18 protein-coding genes are annotated in these 16147 nt (G+C 72.2%); 4 read left to right on the plus strand and 14 right to left on the minus strand.

Translation table 11 applies throughout. The features are described from left to right. Positions 1 to 55: 55 nt before the first annotated feature. Both C8E84_RS03625 and C8E84_RS03630 read right to left on the minus strand, forming a co-directional pair. Positions 56 to 1351: a class I SAM-dependent RNA methyltransferase gene (locus C8E84_RS03625; RefSeq protein WP_159899547.1), complete on the minus strand. Its 1296-nt coding sequence runs from the start codon at positions 1349 to 1351 to the stop codon at positions 56 to 58. Next, entirely contained in the window at positions 1351 to 3360 is a 2010-nt protein-coding gene (locus C8E84_RS03630; protein WP_425495945.1) for an APC family permease, read from the minus strand. Before C8E84_RS03630 ends, C8E84_RS03625 begins: the two co-directional genes overlap by 1 nt. 91 nt (positions 3361 to 3451) lie before the next feature. On the opposite strand from C8E84_RS03630, the gene C8E84_RS03635 reads away from it, so the two are divergent. Both C8E84_RS03635 and C8E84_RS03640 read left to right on the plus strand, forming a co-directional pair. After that, positions 3452 to 4114, plus strand: a complete 663-nt coding sequence (locus tag C8E84_RS03635; protein WP_159899549.1) for a potassium channel family protein — start codon at positions 3452 to 3454, stop codon at positions 4112 to 4114. Positions 4115 to 4132: 18 nt separating this feature from the next. Further along, complete coding sequence (locus C8E84_RS03640) at positions 4133 to 4834, plus strand: potassium channel family protein (RefSeq protein WP_159899552.1); 702 nt, start codon at positions 4133 to 4135, stop codon at positions 4832 to 4834. A 15-nt stretch (positions 4835 to 4849) separates the two neighbouring features. Here C8E84_RS03640 and C8E84_RS03645 read toward each other — a convergent pair whose 3' ends face one another. Both C8E84_RS03645 and C8E84_RS03650 read right to left on the minus strand, forming a co-directional pair. Further along, on the minus strand, positions 4850 to 5557 hold the full coding sequence (locus tag C8E84_RS03645) for a response regulator (RefSeq protein WP_159899554.1): 708 nt from the start codon (positions 5555 to 5557) through the stop codon (positions 4850 to 4852). Then, a complete protein-coding gene (locus tag C8E84_RS03650; RefSeq protein ID WP_159899556.1) occupies positions 5554 to 6726 on the minus strand; it encodes a sensor histidine kinase in 1173 nt (390 codons plus the stop codon). Before C8E84_RS03650 ends, C8E84_RS03645 begins: the two co-directional genes overlap by 4 nt. Positions 6727 to 6893: 167 nt before the next feature. Between C8E84_RS03650 and C8E84_RS03655 the strand changes: the two genes are divergently transcribed. Next, on the plus strand, positions 6894 to 7418 hold the full coding sequence (locus tag C8E84_RS03655) for a hypothetical protein (RefSeq protein WP_159899558.1): 525 nt from the start codon (positions 6894 to 6896) through the stop codon (positions 7416 to 7418). A 53-nt stretch (positions 7419 to 7471) separates the two neighbouring features. On the opposite strand, the gene C8E84_RS03660 is transcribed toward C8E84_RS03655, so the two are convergent. The 7 genes from C8E84_RS03660 to C8E84_RS03690 all read right to left on the minus strand — a co-directional run bounded on the left by C8E84_RS03660 (position 7472) and on the right by C8E84_RS03690 (position 12260). Then, complete coding sequence (locus C8E84_RS03660) at positions 7472 to 8170, minus strand: DUF3159 domain-containing protein (protein ID WP_159899560.1); 699 nt, start codon at positions 8168 to 8170, stop codon at positions 7472 to 7474. Further along, positions 8167 to 8526 (minus strand): OB-fold nucleic acid binding domain-containing protein, encoded by a 360-nt coding sequence (locus C8E84_RS03665; protein ID WP_159899562.1) that lies wholly within the window; start codon positions 8524 to 8526, stop codon positions 8167 to 8169. The genes C8E84_RS03660 and C8E84_RS03665 overlap by 4 nt, the downstream gene beginning before the upstream one ends. Continuing rightward, complete coding sequence (locus C8E84_RS03670; RefSeq protein WP_159899564.1) at positions 8526 to 9338, minus strand: DUF3710 domain-containing protein; 813 nt, start codon at positions 9336 to 9338, stop codon at positions 8526 to 8528. Before C8E84_RS03670 ends, C8E84_RS03665 begins: the two co-directional genes overlap by 1 nt. Before the next feature lie 37 nt (positions 9339 to 9375). Then, on the minus strand, positions 9376 to 9840 hold the full coding sequence (gene dut / locus C8E84_RS03675; RefSeq protein ID WP_159904442.1) for a dUTP diphosphatase: 465 nt from the start codon (positions 9838 to 9840) through the stop codon (positions 9376 to 9378). Further along, positions 9828 to 10127 (minus strand): DUF4193 domain-containing protein, encoded by a 300-nt coding sequence (locus C8E84_RS03680; protein WP_159899566.1) that lies wholly within the window; start codon positions 10125 to 10127, stop codon positions 9828 to 9830. The genes dut and C8E84_RS03680 overlap by 13 nt, the downstream gene beginning before the upstream one ends. Before the next feature lie 148 nt (positions 10128 to 10275). Continuing rightward, positions 10276 to 11151, minus strand: coding sequence for an inositol monophosphatase family protein (locus tag C8E84_RS03685; protein WP_159899568.1), 876 nt, complete (start codon positions 11149 to 11151; stop codon positions 10276 to 10278). Next, positions 11151 to 12260 (minus strand): ferrochelatase, encoded by a 1110-nt coding sequence (locus C8E84_RS03690; protein WP_159899570.1) that lies wholly within the window; start codon positions 12258 to 12260, stop codon positions 11151 to 11153. Before C8E84_RS03690 ends, C8E84_RS03685 begins: the two co-directional genes overlap by 1 nt. Before the next feature lie 109 nt (positions 12261 to 12369). Between C8E84_RS03690 and sepH the strand changes: the two genes are divergently transcribed. Next, positions 12370 to 13623: a septation protein SepH gene (gene sepH / locus C8E84_RS03695; RefSeq protein WP_159899572.1), complete on the plus strand. Its 1254-nt coding sequence runs from the start codon at positions 12370 to 12372 to the stop codon at positions 13621 to 13623. A gap of 25 nt (positions 13624 to 13648) precedes the next feature. Here the strand turns inward: sepH and C8E84_RS03700 are convergent, their stop codons facing one another. Genes C8E84_RS03700 through C8E84_RS03710 form a run of 3 tightly spaced genes read right to left on the minus strand, consistent with a single transcriptional unit; the run spans position 13649 to position 16139 of the window. Beyond that, positions 13649 to 14338 (minus strand): thymidine kinase, encoded by a 690-nt coding sequence (locus tag C8E84_RS03700; protein ID WP_159899574.1) that lies wholly within the window; start codon positions 14336 to 14338, stop codon positions 13649 to 13651. Between the two features lie 11 nt (positions 14339 to 14349). After that, positions 14350 to 15531 (minus strand): alkaline phosphatase family protein, encoded by a 1182-nt coding sequence (locus C8E84_RS03705; RefSeq protein WP_159899576.1) that lies wholly within the window; start codon positions 15529 to 15531, stop codon positions 14350 to 14352. An 8-nt stretch (positions 15532 to 15539) separates the two neighbouring features. Continuing rightward, positions 15540 to 16139 (minus strand): DUF5998 family protein, encoded by a 600-nt coding sequence (locus tag C8E84_RS03710; protein WP_159899578.1) that lies wholly within the window; start codon positions 16137 to 16139, stop codon positions 15540 to 15542. Positions 16140 to 16147 lie beyond the last annotated feature (8 nt).

Raw genomic sequence — 16147 nt, forward strand, 5'->3', positions numbered from 1 at the left:
GCGGACCACCCCATCATCAACGCGTGCCCCCTCGTCCCGGCAATCAGCGGTGACGTCAGCCCGTGCGGGTGAACCGGGCGACGCACTCGACGTGGTGCGTCATCGGGAAGGCGTCGAACGCGCGCAGCATGTCGAGGCGGTAGCCGAGGTCGGCGAGGTAGGCGGTGTCGCGCGCCAGCGCAGCCGGGTCGCACGCGACGTAGACCACCGCACGCGGGGCCATCGCGGCGATCTCCGCGCAGACACCCTTGCCAGCGCCCGTTCGCGGCGGGTCGAGGACGACGACGTCGGCGGATGCCGGGACGAGGGTCGAGCGCGACGGCTTGCGTGGGCGCGACCCCCGCTGCGAGGAACTGCCGCGCCGCGACGGACGAGCCACCCCGAACGCGTCGTCGACCCGGGCGGCGAGCACCGCGACCTGCGCATGGTCGGCGAGGTTGTCGCGGGCGTGACCACAGGCCACCGCATCGGACTCGATGGCGATGACCTGCCCGGTCGGGCCGACCGCCTGGGCCAGTGCGGAGGCGAAGAGCCCGACACCCGCGTAGAGATCGAGGGCCCGCTCCCCCGCGCGGGGAGCAGCCGCCTCGAGCACGGCATCCACGAAAGTCTGCGCCGCCCCGGGGTGCACCTGCCAGAAGCCACGAGCGGAGAGGGTGAACTCACGCTCGCCACTGGCACCGACCACGACCCTCTCGCGCACGAGCGGGACCTCGTCGCCGGGCACAGTCACGGCGACCGGCTCCCCGACCGAGGGCGCGACGGCATCCACGGCGTCCGCGCCCGGCCACGACCGCGAGGTGACCCGCAGGCGATCAATTCCCGGTGCGGCGATGCGGCAGTGGTCGACGGCGACGACCTCGTGCGAGCGGTGTCGGCGCAGCCCGGCACGGCCGTCGTCACCGACCGCGAACTCGACGCGGGTGCGCCAGTCGAGGCCACCGTCGTCGCCGGGCACCGGCTCGACCGTGACGTCGACGTCGAGGCGGGCCAATCGGGAGAACTGCTCGCGCACCACGTCAGCCTTGAGCTGGCGCTGCCGCGGGAGCGACACGTGCTGGAGGTCGCACCCACCGCAGCGGCCCGGCCCCGACCACGGGCACGGCGGCGTGACCCGGTCCGGTGACGCCGAGAGCACCGCGACGGCATCCGCCCGCACGAAACGCTCCCCGGCACCCGTCTCGGTCACCCGGGCGAGCACCCGCTCCCCGGGCAGGGCGTGCCGCACGAACAGCACCTGCCCCTCGTGGCGGGCGATGCAGTGGCCGCCGTGGGCGATCGTCGTGACGTCGACCTCGACCTCGTCCCCGACGGCGAGGCTGCTCGCGTGCGTGGCGCCGTGGCTTCCCATCAGCCCTCGCCTCGGCGCACGTCGCCCGCGACCGGGCCGTCGAGGCGCTCCTCCATGCCCTCCGACGACGCCAGCTGCCACGGCACCGACGACACCATGACGCCCGGGGTGAACAGCAGGCGCGAGCGCAGGCGCAGGGCGCTCTGGTTGTGCAGGATCTGCTCCCACCAGTGGCCGACGACGTACTGCGGGATGTACACGACGACGAGGTCGCGCGGGTTGCCCGAGCGGATCGACTTCACGTAGTCGACCACGGGGCGGGTGATCTCGCGGAACGGGCTGTCGAGGGCCTTGAGCGGCACCGGGATGTCGCGGCGCACCCACTCGGCCTGCAGCGCCTTGGTCTCGTCGGGGTCGACGTCGACGGTCAGTGCCTCGAGGATCGTCGGGCGGGTCGCCCGGGCGTAGGCGACGGCCCGCAGGGTCGGCTTGTGGATCTTGGAGACGAGCACGATGGCGTGCACCCGCGACGGCAGCATCTGCGCCTTGGTGTCGTCTTCGCGCACGGTCAACTCGTCGCGCACGTGGTCGTAGTGGCGCCGGATGCGGGTCATCAGCAGGTAGAGGACGGCCATCGCGGCGATGGCGTAGCCCGCTCCGTGCACGAACTTCGTCGCGAGCACGACGAGCAGCACCGTGCCCGACATCGCAGCGCCGACCCCGTTGATGACCCGGCTGCGCAGCATCCGACCGCGCTCGGCCGCGTCGCGCTCCAGACGCAGGTGGCGGGTCCAGTGCCGCACCATCCCGATCTGCGACAGGGTGAACGACACGAACACCCCGACGATGTAGAGCTGGATGAGGGCGGTGACCTTGGCGTCGTAGATGGCGACGAGCAGCGCCGCGGCGGCGGCCAGGATGATGATGCCGTTGGAGAACGCGAGCCGGTCGCCCCGGGTGTGCAGCTGGCGAGGCAGGAAGCCGTCGCGGGCGAGGATCGAGCCCAGCACCGGGAAGCCGTTGAACGCGGTGTTCGCGGCCAGTACGAGGATCAACCCGGTGACGATCGAGACGAGCACCACCCCGGCGTGGAAGCCGGAGAAGACCGACTGGGCCACCTGCACCATCACGGTGTGCTGCTCGTAGTCCTCACCGACGAGCACCCCGTCGCGAGCGAGCTGGACGGCCGGGTCCTCGGCGTACTTCACCCCGGTCCACGTCGCGAGTGCGACCATCGAGAGCATCATCGTCACCGAGATCATGCCCATGAGCAGCAGCGTCGTCGCCGCGTTCTGGCTCTTGGGCTTGCGGAACGCCGGCACCCCGTTGCTGATCGCCTCGACCCCGGTGAGGGCGGCGCACCCAGAGGAGAACGCGCGCAGGAAAAGGAAGGCCAGGGCCAACCCGGTGATGGCATCGTGGCTGGGATCAGGCAGCAGCTCGAGCCCGGCACTCTCGGCCTGGGGCAGGCTGCCGGTCATCTTGCGGACCACCCCGATGAGCGCCATGCCGAGCACGGTCGCCATGAACAGGTAGGTCGGGATCGCGAACGCCGTGCCCGACTCGCGGACCCCCCGCAGGTTCATCGCGGTCAGGGCCGCGATGAGGAGGATGGCAACGAGAACTTCGTGCCCGCGCACGAACCCGAATGCTGCCGCGGCGTTCTGGACGCCGGAGGAGATCGAGACGGCCACCGTCAGCACGTAGTCGACGAGCAGGGCGCTGCCGACCCCGAGCCCGGCCTTGGGCCCGAGGTTGACACTGGCCACCTCGTAGTCGCCGCCGCCCGAGGGGTAGGCGCGCACGTTCTGCCGGTAGCTCGCGATGACCACGGCCATGACGACGACGACCGCCAGGGCGATCTCCCACGAGTGGGTGAGCGCGAGCGCGCCGCCGGCCAGGCCGAGCGTCAGGAAGATCTCGTCAGGGGCGTACGCCACCGACGACAGAGCGTCACTGGCGAAGACGGGCAGGGCGAGCCGCTTGGGAAGGAGCGTCTCACCGAGGTTGTCGCTGCGCATCGCGCGACCGAGGATGACGCGCTTGACCACGCGCCCAGAATTTGGCACGTCACACACTGTATGCCGGGTGCCCGCCTCCCCGGGAACCCGTTGCGGGACGCTCTCACCGCACGTCGAGCCTCGGTGTAGCGTCGACTCCGTGCACTTCGTCATCATGGGCTGCGGCCGCGTCGGGGCCTCCCTGGCCAGAGCCATCGAGCGGGCCGGCCACGAGGTCGCCGTCATCGACCAGGACGAGTCGTCGTTCCGCCGGTTGGGCACGACCTTCGAGGGCCGCACGATCACCGGAGTCGGCTTCGACCGTGACACCCTGCGCGCGGCCGGCATCGAGAACGCCTACGCCTTCGCCGCCGTCTCCAGCGGTGACAACTCCAACATCCTCGCCGCCCGGGTGGCCCGCGAGAAGTACGGCGTCGAGCACGTCGTCGCCCGCATCTACGACCCCGGTCGCGCCGAGATCTACCAGCGCCTCGGCATCCCCACCGTGGCCACCGTCAAGTGGACGAGCGACCAGATGGTCCGCCGCCTGCTGCCGCAGGGCCACGTCCCCGAGTTCACCGATCCGTCAGGAAAGGTCGTCATCGCCGAGATGCCGATCTCCGACGGGTGGATCGGCCGACGGATCAGCGAGATCGAGGGCGCGACGGGTGGGCGCACCGCCTACCTGACCCGGCTCGGCGACGGCCTGCTGCCCGGACCGGACACGGTGTACCAGGAGGGCGACCTCCTCCACCTCGCGCTGCTGCGTGAGGACCTCGCCACCGCGGAGCGGGTGCTCGACGCCGCTCCCCCGGCCCACTGACCGAAAGGCCCGTCACCCATGCGCGTCGTCATCGCCGGAGCCGGCAGCGTCGGGCGTTCGATCGCCCGCGAGCTGCTGCGCAACGAGCACCACGTGCTCCTCATCGACCGTGACGCCGACGGCGAGCGGGTGGCCAAGGTGCCCGACGCCAGCTGGCTGCAGGCCGACGCCTGCGAGATCGAGGCACTCAGCGAGGCGGGCCTGGCCGACTGCGAGGTCGTCGTGGCCGCCACGGGTGACGACAAGGTCAACCTCGTGCTGTCCCTGCTCGCCAAGACGGAGTTCGGCGTGCCGCGCACGGTGGCCCGGGTGAACAACCCCAAGAACGAGTGGATGTTCGACGAGGCCTGGGGCGTCGACGTCGCGGTCTCGACCCCGCGGATCATGACCGCCCTGGTCGAGGAGGCCGTGAGCGTCGGTGACCTCGTGCGGATCTTCGAGTTCCAGCAGGGCAAGGCGATGATGGTCGAGATGACCCTGCCCGTGGGCAGCCCCTACGCCGGCTCGCGCGTCGGGGACGTGCCGCTGCCGGGCAACACCGTGCTCACCGGCATCATCCGCGAGGGCCACCCGATCGCCCCCACCCGCGACGACGCGCTTGAGCCGCTCGATGAGCTGCTCTTCCTCACCACGCCGGACGTCGAGGCCGAGCTCGAGACCCTGCTCAGCCCCGGCCAGCGGCACAAGCGCGACTCCGAGGACCCCGACGACGAGCGCTGACCGCTGGACTCGAGGTCAGCGCCAGCAGGGCTCTGCCCGGGCTGAGCGGGGTGGGCCGAGCACGCCCGACTCGATCGCCCGCACTGCGAGCAGGACGCGCGACTCCACCTCGAAGGCGAGCAGCAACCTGCTCACGTAGGTTTTCACCGTCGCCTCCCCGATCCGGAGGCGACTGGCGATCTGGCGGTTGGTCAGCCCCTCGGTGAGCAGGCGGAGGACATCTCTTTCCCGCGGTGTCAGCACCGGCAAGGGCCGGCTCACCGCAGGTGTCGTGCGCAGCATCTCGGCGACCACACGGTCCACGACACCCTCGCCCAGGACGACGGCACCACCGGCGACCTGGTGGACTGCCGCGATGAGCTGTTCCGGCGCGGTGTCCTTGACCAGGAACCCACGAGCACCCGCCCGCAGCGCCCCGTACACGTACTCATCGAGCCCGAACGTGGTCAGCACGAGGACCCGGACCCGCTCCAGCGCAGCCTCGGCACGGATGCGGCGGACAGCCTCGATCCCGTCCAGCCCCGGCATCCGCACGTCCATCAGCACCACGTCGGGAACCGTGCGACGGACCACCCGCAGCGCGTCGTCTCCCCTGCTCGCCTGGCCCACCACGGAGATGCCCGGCTCCGCCTCGAGCAGCGCGACGAACCCGGCACGCACGAGGTCCTGATCATCCACGACGACGACCCGAATCGGTGGAATCTGCTCGGGGGGTGGTGTCATCGGCCGCACGGGATCAGGGCGCGGACGGCGAAGCCACCCTCCGGTCGTGGCCCGGCCTCGAAGGTGCCGCCGAACAGCTCGACACGCTCGCGCATCCCCACGAGCCCGTAGGAGTCCGGCCGCTCGGGAGTCGGACCGGGGCCCGTGTCCTCGACACTGACCCGGACGTCGCGAGCGCCGCACGCAACCACCACCAGCGCCGGAGCGCCGCGAGCATGTCGGGCCACGTTGGTGAGCGCCTCCTGAACGAGGCGGAAGGTCGCCAGACCGGCGCTGGCCCCTATCTCCTGCCAACCATCATCGAGCGTCAAGGTGACGGGCCCGTGAGCACTGCGGTGGGCGTCGACGAGCTGACGCAGGTCGCCGATGCCGGGGGTCGGCCGGTTTTCACCGGGGTGGTCCTCACGCAGGAGGTCGAGCATGCGGCGCAGGTCTCCGAGCGCCTGCCTGCCCTGGGTCTCGATCTGGGCGAACGTCTCGATCGCTGCCCCACCCCCCAGCCGCAGGTGTCGTGCCGTCCCAGCCTGGACGGTGATTCCCGTCAACGCGTGGGTGACGATGTCGTGCAGCTCCCGCGCGATCTGGGCGCGTTCGGCGTCGCGCGCCTCGTGCCACTCCCGTTCGGTCCGTTCCGTTCGGGCAGCGACGTAGCGGCCGACCACGAACGGCAGGCCATAGATGACGGGGGCCAGGACCGCGATCGGGCTCCGGAAGTACGGGTCACCCCACAGCGCCAGTCCGGCGAAGACGACCCAGATCGCCGCGAGAGCGATCACGCCCCGGGCTCCGGGAGCCCACCGCCCCGCGGCGTGGCTCGCGAAGAGCAGGGCCACCGGTGTCGTACCCAGCTGGTGACCGTCGACCGAAGCCAGCACGAGAAGCACGAGCACGACGCCAAGAACCGCCATCGGGGTGACGCGCCGCGCCACGAGGACGAGACCGGCGCACAGCGCGACGGTGGCAGGAAAGGCGCCCGTACGACCGCTGTCCGCCGGGTCACCCACCCACGCGCCCGTGGCGCTCACCACGGCGACGATCACGGCGATGGCGAGCTCGACGCGCCAGTCCTCGGCGCGCCACCGCTCCATGAGGCGCCTCACCATGTGCCGACGATAGAGCCGGCCCGGCGCCACGGCATCCCCCATGTGGGGGAAGGGTCGCTGTCCCACCTGCCGGTACCCACCGTGCCGAGATCACGACACCGTCGGTGCTGACAGATTTCACGAGCAGGAAGGGCAGTGCCGTGACCACCGCCGCGACGTCCCCAACCACCACATCGTCCGCCCCCACCTCATCCCCGACCACCGCCGTTCGGATCGGGGCCACGGCCACGCTCTTGGGCAGCCTCGCTTTCATCTCGACGGTTGCCGCGGGAGGTGACCTCAGTGCACGGGAGTCCTTCCTGCTGCCCGTCGGCATCGTGGGGAGCGCCATCGCCACGGTTGGGCTGGCCGTGCTCATCTGGTGCCTGCCCGCGTTCCTGGTGGGAGTTCAGCGCTGGGTCGTTGCGATGGTCGGCGCTGCGCTCGCGTTCACCCTCGCGTTGACGTGGTTCGACGCGACCGCGATCGTCGGTATCGCGTCGACGACCACGGACCCGGTCTTCGACGACATCGGCAGCTCCGCAGGGGTGAGTGCCCTGTTCGTCCCGAAGTCGGTCCTGGGGCTGGTGGCGTTCGCCGCGCTGGCGATCTTCGGCCGCCGCTCGGGGACCCTCGGACGTGCTGGCGCAGCCCTCATCGGCCTCGGCGCTGTGGTGTTCCTCCTGCCGCCCTACCCCCCGGGGCTGGTTCTGGTGTCAATCGGCCTGCTCGTGGCCGCCCGGGGTACGGGTCGCGATCGCTCACACGCGAACGAGTGAGCGCACCACGGTGCTGTCGGTCGAGCGCACACGGCGTGTTGCGCTCACTCGACTCAGGCGGTGTCGGCTGGCTCGGCCTCCGGGCTCGTGTCGGAGTCAGGCTCCAGCGGGGTGTGGCCAGCCACCAGCATCCAGCCCATGACGGCGATGGAGGCCACCCACAGCGGCCAGCCGAGGGCGATCTTCGCGACGCCGAGCCAGGCCACCTCGGCGGCGAGGTAGAGCGGCACCATGATGAGCAGCCGGATCGCGTAGACCCCGACGAGCACCCACGTCAGGCGTGAGCACACTGCCACCATGCCGCGGTCCTTGCGCCACCCGAACGGGTCCTCGGCAGCACGCGGGTCGCCGGCGCCGACGAGGAACCCGACTGCCGGCCAGCGGGCCAGGATCGAGAACACCGTGCCGACGAGGTAGGCGGCATTGGTGAGGATGCCGGGCAGGAAGGCCGCTTCGGCGCGCCCCGAGCGCAGGGCGAAGAACGCGGCGATGCCGGTCGCGAAGACGGCGCCGAGCACGTGGGTCAGCGACGACTTCTGCGCGAGCCGAACCACGGCGAGCACCAGGGCGATGCCCATGGCCGCCCCGGCAGCGAGCCGGATGTCCTGGCGCCACGTCCACAGGGCGACGAAGACCACGGTCGGCAGCGCCGTCTCGATCGACCCGCGCCACCCCCCGAGGGCGGTGGACAGCCGGTGCCGGATCAGCGCCTCGACGGTCTGCGGGGTCGCGGGGGTCACAGCGTCGCTCACGCGGTCGGCACGATCTCGTAGGCCGGGTTGAAGATCGTCGGCACCCCGCGCACCTCAGCCACTCGGCCGCGCGCCCGCAGGAACGTGCCCGGCTCGATGCCGGCGATGCTGCGGCGACCGATCCACACGAGGTTGACCGAGCCGTTGCCGTCCCACACCTCCGCGACCAGGGCGGGCACGCTGCGCCGCGGCGGCAGGGTCACGGTGCGCACGGTGCCGCACACGCAGGCCGGATGCCGGGGAGCCAGGGCCGTGAGGTCATCACCCCCCGCTGTCTCGGACTGGCTGCGCAGCGCGTCGGCCTGGTGCTCGACCGAGGTCTTGCCCAGGTCGTGCAGCAGCTCGCGCAGGCCCATCACCGCACCTCGGTGATCTCAGGCCCTCGCGTGAAGGGGTCCAGCGACGTGCGCTCGGCCTCGTCGGCGGCGTCAGCCTCCGCCTCGGCAGCCTCGGCAGCGCGCTCGGCCTCGCGCGGCAGGGCCAGCGGCAGCAGCTCGCGCGGAGCCATCGGCTCGGTGCCGCGCACGACGACGGCCGCGCGCAGCACCTCGAGCAGCGGGGCTGCCGCCTCGTCGTCGATCGCCGCGCGACCGGCGAGCACCCCGCGCAGAAACCAGCGCGGCCCGTCGACCCCGAGGAAGGTCGCGGGAGCGAACACCGTGCGGCCGTTCTCGCCGCGCGACGGCATCCGCGTGCGCAGCTCGGTGCCGAGCGGGCCGACCCGCTCCTCCGCGGTGCCGCCCTGCGTCTCGATCGCGGTCACGAGTTCTGCGCGGATCTCGTCCCACAGCCCACCCGAGCGCGGCGCCGCGAACGCCTGCAGCTGGAGCGTGGAGTCGCGGATCACGGCCATCGCGGCGTTGACCTGCTGGGTGTTCTGGTCGACCTCGAGGCGCAGCTCCATGCCGGGAACGCCCTGCATCCAGAGTGCGCCGAGGTCGACCCGACCCCCACGGCCGTCGACCTCGCTCGCGTCGAACGGGCCCTCGCTGCGGTCGAGCACCACGGATGCCGTGCGCGTCACCTCGACATCGCCCGCGGCGTCGCCACCGTCCGTGCCGTCGGTGTCGGTGTCGGTGTCGTCCTGGCCCTCCAGCGTCTCGACGCCGTCGACCTCCTCGGCCGGACCGGCGGGGTCGGACTTCTTGGAACGCTTGAAGATGCTCACGGGGGTCGTCCTCGAATCTGGTCTGGTGTCCTGCGGGTCAGGCGGGCTGGTGCGAACCGAAGCCGCCCGTGGACCCGTGCCCAGTCTCCCCCCGGTCACTCTCCGGAAGCGAATCCGCGACCTCGAAGGTCGCCTGGACGTAGTGCTGCACGACGAGCTGGGCGATGCGGTCACCGACCTGCACCGTGAACGACTCGCGCGGGTCGAGGTTCACGAGGTTGACGTGCACCTCGCCGCGGTACCCCGAGTCGATGGTGCCGGGGGCGTTGACCACGGTGATGCCGTGCCGGGCCGCGAGGCCCGAACGCGGGTGGACCAGACCGACCGTCCCCGGCGGGAGCGCCAGCGCGATGCCGGTGGGCACCAGCGCCCGCTCCCCCGGGGCCAACGTCACCTGCGCGACGCTCGTGAGGTCGGCACCGGCATCCCCCTGCGTGGCGTAGAGCGGCAGGCGGGCGTCCGGGTGCAGCCGGCGAACGGCGACGGTGCTCAGGCCGCGCACTCCCGGCACACGAGCACGCCACCCTTGTCGGTCGCGAGCTGGCTGCGGTGGTGCACGAGGAAGCACCGCGAGCAGGTGAACTCATCGGCCTGGCGCGGCAGCACCCGCACCGAGAGCTCTTCGCCGGACAGGTCGGCACCGGGCAGTTCGAAGCCCTCGGCCTGCTCGGTCTCGTCGACGTCGACACTCGAGGCGCGCTTGTCGACGCGCCGGCTCTTCAACTCCTCGATGGAGTCCTCGGACAGCTCGTCGTCGGTCTTGCGCGGTGCGTCGTAGTCGGTTGCCATTACCTGTCGTCCACCCTTCGTCGTGTCCCGGGACCCTCAGAACGCATCTGGTTCCGATTTTGTGCCCGGGCTGCGCCGTGCGCGGCGATTGTGCACCATGAACGGCACAAAAGCCATGTCGTCCCAGCGGGCAGGAAGAAAACCGGCGTCAGTCCAGCGAACCGACGTGCCGGGCCGCCAGGTCGCGCACGAGCGGACCGAACTGCGCAGCCAGTCCGGGCGCGGCCCCCCACACGAGGTCGCGCGTGAGCACGTCACCGACCGGCCCGCCGAGCACGGCCCCGGCCTCACGGGCGACGAGCTCCCCGGCGGCGCGGTCCCACGGGTTGAGGGCGCTCTCGTAGTAGGCGTCGAGACGTCCCGCGGCCAGACCACACAGGTCGAGGGCGGCCCCGCCGTGGCGGCGGATGTCGCGCACCCGCGGCAGGAGGTCGACGAGCAGTTCGGCCTGTCGCCGGCGCAGGTCGGCGGCGTAGCCGAACCCCGTGCCGACGAGGGCGTGCGCGACGTCGGTGGCGGCCGTGGCGCGCAGGGTGCGCGTCCCGGCATCCGTCGTCAGTCTCGCTCCCCCGCCGAGGTGCGCATGGAAGAGCTCGCCCGACTCAGGGTTCAGCACCGCGCCCGCCACCGGCTGCCAGGCACCGGCCACGGCAGGGTCCCCCACGACGACGGCGACGGACACGGCATACGCCGGGATGCCGTAGAGGTAGTTCACGGTGCCGTCGATCGGGTCGATCACCCAGGTCAGCCCGCTGGTGCCGGTCGAGGCACCCTCCTCCTCACCGAGCACGGCATCGTCGGGGCGGGCCGCGGCGAGCAGCTCGATGATGAGCTCCTGGCTGCGCTGGTCCATGACGGTCACGGGGTCGGTCGCGCTCGACTTCGACGACACGCCCAGGTCGACCGGCCGCTCGTCGACGACGAGTCGCCCGGCGGCGCGCGCGACCGTGCAGGCGATCTCCTCGAGGACGGCGGCGAGGCCGACGGGCAGGTCGGATGCCGTGGGGGCGGGGTGCGTGGTCATCAGTCGCTGCCGCACAGGGCCGGCTTCACGGCGCGCAGGTTCGGGCAGCAGCCCGGGTCGCACACCGACGGGCGCACGTCGCCGGGCACCCACGTCTCGGGCAGGACGACCTCGCCGCGGGCCTGCGCCGCGCGCTCGAGCAGCAGGTCGACCATGCCCTCGACGAACAGGTCGTCGGTGCCCGGAGTCGCGACCCGGACGAACGGCATCCCGACCTTCTGCGCGGTCTCGGCCGCCTCGGTGTCGAGGTCGTGGACGACCTCCATGTGGTCGGAGACGAACCCGATCGGTGCGACGACGACCGCGCTGACCCCACCTTCCGCGGCGAGCTCCTCGATGCGGTCGTTGACGTCGGGCTCGAGCCAGGGCTGGCCGGGGCGACCCGAGCGGGAGCAGAAGACGAGCTCACCCTCGACGGCCAGGCCGAGGTCGGCGTTGACCTCGTCGGTGAGGCGGCGGCCCAGCCGGACGTGCTGGTCGACGTAGAGGTTGCCCTCGCCGTCGCCCGGGCCGGACGTGTCGTCCATCGCCGTCGGGATGGAGTGGGTGACGTAGAGGATGCGCGCGCTCGTCGGATCGGGCAGGGCCGACAGCGCCTCGACGAGGGCCCGGCGCCACGCCCTCCCGACCCCCGGGTGTCCGAAGTAGGGGCGCACCTTGTCGATGACGAGGCCGTCGGCGGCCGGGCCGACGTCGTCGACCGCCGCCGCGAGGTCCTCGCGGTACTGACGGCACGAGGAGTAGCACGAGTAGGCACTGGTGACCAGGGTGAGGACGCGGGACGCCCCTTGGTCGAGGGCCTCGTGGACGGCTCCGGCAAGGAACGGCTCGGAGTTGCGGTTGCCCCAGAGCAGCGGGGTCGAGATCTCGCGGCGATCCAGTTCCGCCCGCAGTCGCGCGAGCAGGTCGCGGTTGAGGTCGTTGATCGGGCTGCGCCCACCGCGGGCGAAGTAGTGCTCACCGACCTCTTCGAGGCGGGAGTCGGGGATGTCGCGACCGGCCGTGACGCGGCGCAGGAAGGGCACGACCTCCTCGGGGGCCTCGGGGCCGCCGAAGGAGACGAGGAGGACGGCGTCGTACGGGGCGAGTGGGGACGCGGAGTCAGGCATGCGACAAGCGTAAGCGGGCAATCCGGCGAGCCTCGGCGTGGGCTGCGGCATCTGGCCGTCGGGCAGTGGCACAGTCGTCCTGACCACGAGCACCACCGGGAGCCCCGACATGCAGGACCTTCGACTCATCGGCGTCCACGAGGACGGCCAACACCTGCTGCTGGCGAACGCCGACGGCGGGCGCTTCCGGCTGCCCCTCGACGAGGCCCTGCGCGCGGCGGCCCGGCGGGACCGGCCACGGCTGGGCCAGTTGCAGATCGAGATCGAGGGTGGCCTGCGACCGCGGGACGTGCAGGCGCTCATCCGCCGCGGGCTGTCCGCGGAGGAGGTCGCCGACCGCGCCGGGTGGACCCTGGAGAAGGTTCGACGCTTCGAGGGCCCCGTGCTCGCCGAGCGCGAGTACGTCGCGACCAAGGCCCAGCAGTGCGCCGTCGGGACGCGGGGCAACGGGCCGCTCACGCTCGCCGACCGGGTCGCCGACCGGCTCAAGGACCGCGGAGTCGAGCGGGATGCCGTGGACTGGGACTCCGCGCGCGACGAGGAGGGCACCTGGCAGCTGAGCATGACCTTCAGTGCCGGAGGGCGCCAGCGCACCGCGACCTGGCGTTACGAACCGCTCGGTGGGTCGGTGACGGCCACCAACGACGAGGCCCGGTGGCTCAGCGAGGACGCCACACCCGGGGCGATCCCCACCCCGCACCGGGTTGCCCTCGAGGGCGACCTCGACGTGTACGACATCGACGCGGACGGCGGTCTCGAGCGCGCCCCTCGGGAGCCCACGCGGCCCGCACGCGGCCCGCACGACCCGATCGACCTCATGGCGGCCATGCGTGAGCAGAGCGCCCGAGGTCGAAAGCGCCGACGCTCCTCTGCGACCCACGCCCCGGGAGCCGATGCGTTGCGCGGCGACGCCCTCCCCCTGGAGGACCTCCACCTCGACCCGACGTTCGTGCCGCCGCCACCACCGCCTGTCGCCGTGCCCGCCGATGGGGATGGCCCCGGGGTTGGGGCGCACGACGAGATGACTGCGCACGGCGAGCTGGCTGCGCAGGACGAGGTGCCTGCGGAGGATGAGCTGACTGCGCAGGTCGAGGAGTTCATCGTTCACGACCTGCCGGTCGATGACGCCGATGCCGCGCCAGCCGAGGCCGAGCACCCGATGGACGACCCAGAACCCGCTGACGACCCGGCATCCAACGCCGACCCGGCACCCAACGCCAGCGCGACACCAGAGAACACAGCATCCGAGCGGTCCGGGGCCAAGCGTCCGCCGATGCGTCCGACGCCGTCGCGCAAGGGGCGCCCGAGCGTGCCGAGCTGGGACGACATCGTCTTCGGCACCAAGGGCAGCGGCCAGGGCTGACCCGGCCGACCGCCGTGTCAGCGCGTCAGGCGCGAGAAGGCGGCTGGGGCGGCACGGCGCACACGTCGAGGTCGAACGGCAGCGTGTCCGGCGAGAGGGCCGCGGCGCGTGCGGCGTGGCTGTTCATCCGCCGCATGTAGTGGCGGCGGCAGAGCACCTCGTACTCGACGAGCCCCACCGAGGCGCTCGCGGTGTCGCCGACGACGACCTGCTCCCCCTCGACGACCATCACCCCGTCGACGATGCGGGCGTTGTGGGTGGCCTTGCGCCCGCACCAGCACAGCGCCTCGACCTGCAACAGCTGCACCCTGTCGGCGAGCTCGATGAGGCGGCGCGACCCGGCGAAGAGCTCGGTCCGGAAGTCTGCGGTGATCCCGAAGGCGTGCACGTCGATGCCGAGCTCGTCGACGAGGCGGGCCAGCTGCTCGACCTGCTCGGGGGTGTAGAACTGCGCCTCGTCACAGATGAGGTAGTCCACCCGGGCGCCCTGGGTGAGCCGCTCGACGACGGTGTCCCAGAAGTCGAGGTGGTCGGAGACCTCGATGGCCGGGGTCGACAGGCCCAGCCGCGAGGAGAGCACCGACTCCCCCATGCGGTCGAGCTTGGTGAAGATCAGCCCCTGCCGGCCGCGGGCGGAGTTGTTGTGGTCCATCTGCAGGGCCAGGGTCGACTTGCCGCAGTCCATCGTTCCGGAGAAGAACACCAGTTCAGCCACGAGGCGACACCCTAGGCGACGACGGCCGGTGGCACGTGCACGACGGGAACCGACACCTCGTCGTCGCTGAGCGACCCGTGCAGGCCGATGAGCGCGAGCAGTTCAGGGCGGGCGCGGCGGGAGTCCTCGACGGCGAAGCGGCCCCGCATCGCGACGACGACGTCGCCGATGCGCGGCAGGTTCTCGGGCAGCACCGCACCGAACCACCCTGCTGCGACGGCCTCCTCCCGGCTGCGGACCAGTGCCCGGTCGCCAAGATGCTCGGCCCAGGCTGCGCGGACGTCGTCAGCGGCGCCGGGCTCGACGTAGAGCTGCGGGGCCCGGGCCTCGGCACTGACGTGACGCACCCCGTGGGCCAGCACCGGCTCGTGGGCGACGTCGAGGCGCAGCTCGTGCGGGGAGTCGACCATGCCGTGGTCGGCCGTCACGGTGAGCGAGCAGTCAGCCGGCAGCCGGGAGGCCAGCCGGGCCAGTTCCCGGTCGAGCGCCTCGAGCTGCTCGCCCCACTGCCACGAGTCGCAGCCGTGGACGTGGCCGACCTTGTCGAGCTCACCCCAGTACAGGTGCACCAGGGTGCGCGGCGCAGCGCGCACGGCGGTGAGGGCGGCGTCGACCCGGGCCCCCAAGGAGGTCGCGGCGACGAACCGGCCGCCGCGCAGGGCCGCCGTGGTCAGCCCCGACCCGTCGAAGTACGCCGGGCCGATGCGCACGACCTCGACGCCGTCGCGCTCCACGGCCTCGAAGACCGTGCCGTGCGGCTGCCAGAGGCGAGGGTCCGGCCCGTCCTCCCACGACAGCTCGTTGAGGAGCCGGTCATGACCGGGAACGAGCACCTCGTAGCCGAGCAGCCCGTGGGCGCCGGCCGCCAGCCCCGTGCCGAAGGTGCCCATCGACGTGGCGGTGGTCGACGGGAAACCACTGGCGACCCTTTGGGTGCTCGCGAGCCTCGACCGCAGCCACGGCGCGTGGCCGGCCCGCCGGACCAGGAGGTCGTGCCCCAGCCCGTCGATGAGCACGACGACCGCCCGGCGGGTGGGCGGGAAGGCGAAGCCGTCGGATGCCGCCCGGTCACCTCCCGCTCGCGGCGCACCCCACGCGACGCCGAGGCTCCTCGCGACGCTGGGGAGCACGTCGGCCAGCGAGGGCGCGGGCCCGACGGGGGCGAGAGCCGATGGGTCCCCGGTGGACGGCATCCGGGTGGTCAGGCCTGGCCGAGCGCCGCGGACAGGTCGCGCGCGAACGACAGGGCCTGCGCCAGTGCGTCCTCACCGTCGGCAGCGGCCGAGATGCGCAGGGCGATGTCGTCACCGGTGATGGTGCCCTCGTAGCCGTGGTCGGCCTCGCAGTCGGGGTCGGCGCAGGAGGCCGGCACGAGGTCGAGGCGGGCCACCGTGCCCCACCCGAGGGTGAGGGTGATCTCGCGGCCGAGGCTGCCCGGCACGTAGGTCGACGGGCTCTCCACGACGTGGGTCAGCATGACCCCACGCACCGCGGACAGCGGGATCGACTCGGTGGTCGCGGTGGCGACGTCCTGCGGAGCCGGCGGCTCGTCGGCGTGGTCGTCGGCGTGGGCGATGAGCAGCCGGGTGGGGGTCAGCACGAGCACCGTGATGTGGCGGCGCACGACGTCGCGGTCGAAGGTGGTCTCGAGGTGCACCAGGTGGCTGTGGATCGGCTCGTGCACCAGGGCCGCGGCGACGATGTCGGCAACCAGGGCTGGGTAGTAGCCGGCCCGCACGATCGCGGCGGTCAGGTCCGCCGGGAGGACGGGGGCGTCGGGGGCAGGGCTCATGGGGTCCATTGTGCCCG

The sequence above is a fragment of the Ornithinibacter aureus genome (assembly GCF_009858245.1).
In the GTDB taxonomy this organism is placed as follows: Bacteria; Actinomycetota; Actinomycetes; order Actinomycetales; family Dermatophilaceae; genus Fodinibacter; species Fodinibacter aureus.

Coding starts and splice junctions, on each gene's coding strand:
- C8E84_RS03625 (WP_159899547.1), bottom strand. CDS start 1,351: ATGGGAAGCCACGGCGCCACGCACGCGAGCAGCCTCGCCGTCGGGGAC.
- C8E84_RS03640 (WP_159899552.1), top strand. CDS start 4,133: ATGCGCGTCGTCATCGCCGGAGCCGGCAGCGTCGGGCGTTCGATCGCC.
- C8E84_RS03645 (WP_159899554.1), bottom strand. CDS start 5,557: ATGACACCACCCCCCGAGCAGATTCCACCGATTCGGGTCGTCGTCGTG.
- C8E84_RS03665 (WP_159899562.1), bottom strand. CDS start 8,526: ATGGGCCTGCGCGAGCTGCTGCACGACCTGGGCAAGACCTCGGTCGAG.
- C8E84_RS03680 (WP_159899566.1), bottom strand. CDS start 10,127: ATGGCAACCGACTACGACGCACCGCGCAAGACCGACGACGAGCTGTCC.
- C8E84_RS03685 (WP_159899568.1), bottom strand. CDS start 11,151: ATGACCACGCACCCCGCCCCCACGGCATCCGACCTGCCCGTCGGCCTC.
- C8E84_RS03690 (WP_159899570.1), bottom strand. CDS start 12,260: ATGCCTGACTCCGCGTCCCCACTCGCCCCGTACGACGCCGTCCTCCTC.
- sepH (WP_159899572.1), top strand. CDS start 12,370: ATGCAGGACCTTCGACTCATCGGCGTCCACGAGGACGGCCAACACCTG.
- C8E84_RS03705 (WP_159899576.1), bottom strand. CDS start 15,531: ATGCCGTCCACCGGGGACCCATCGGCTCTCGCCCCCGTCGGGCCCGCG.
- C8E84_RS03710 (WP_159899578.1), bottom strand. CDS start 16,139: ATGGACCCCATGAGCCCTGCCCCCGACGCCCCCGTCCTCCCGGCGGAC.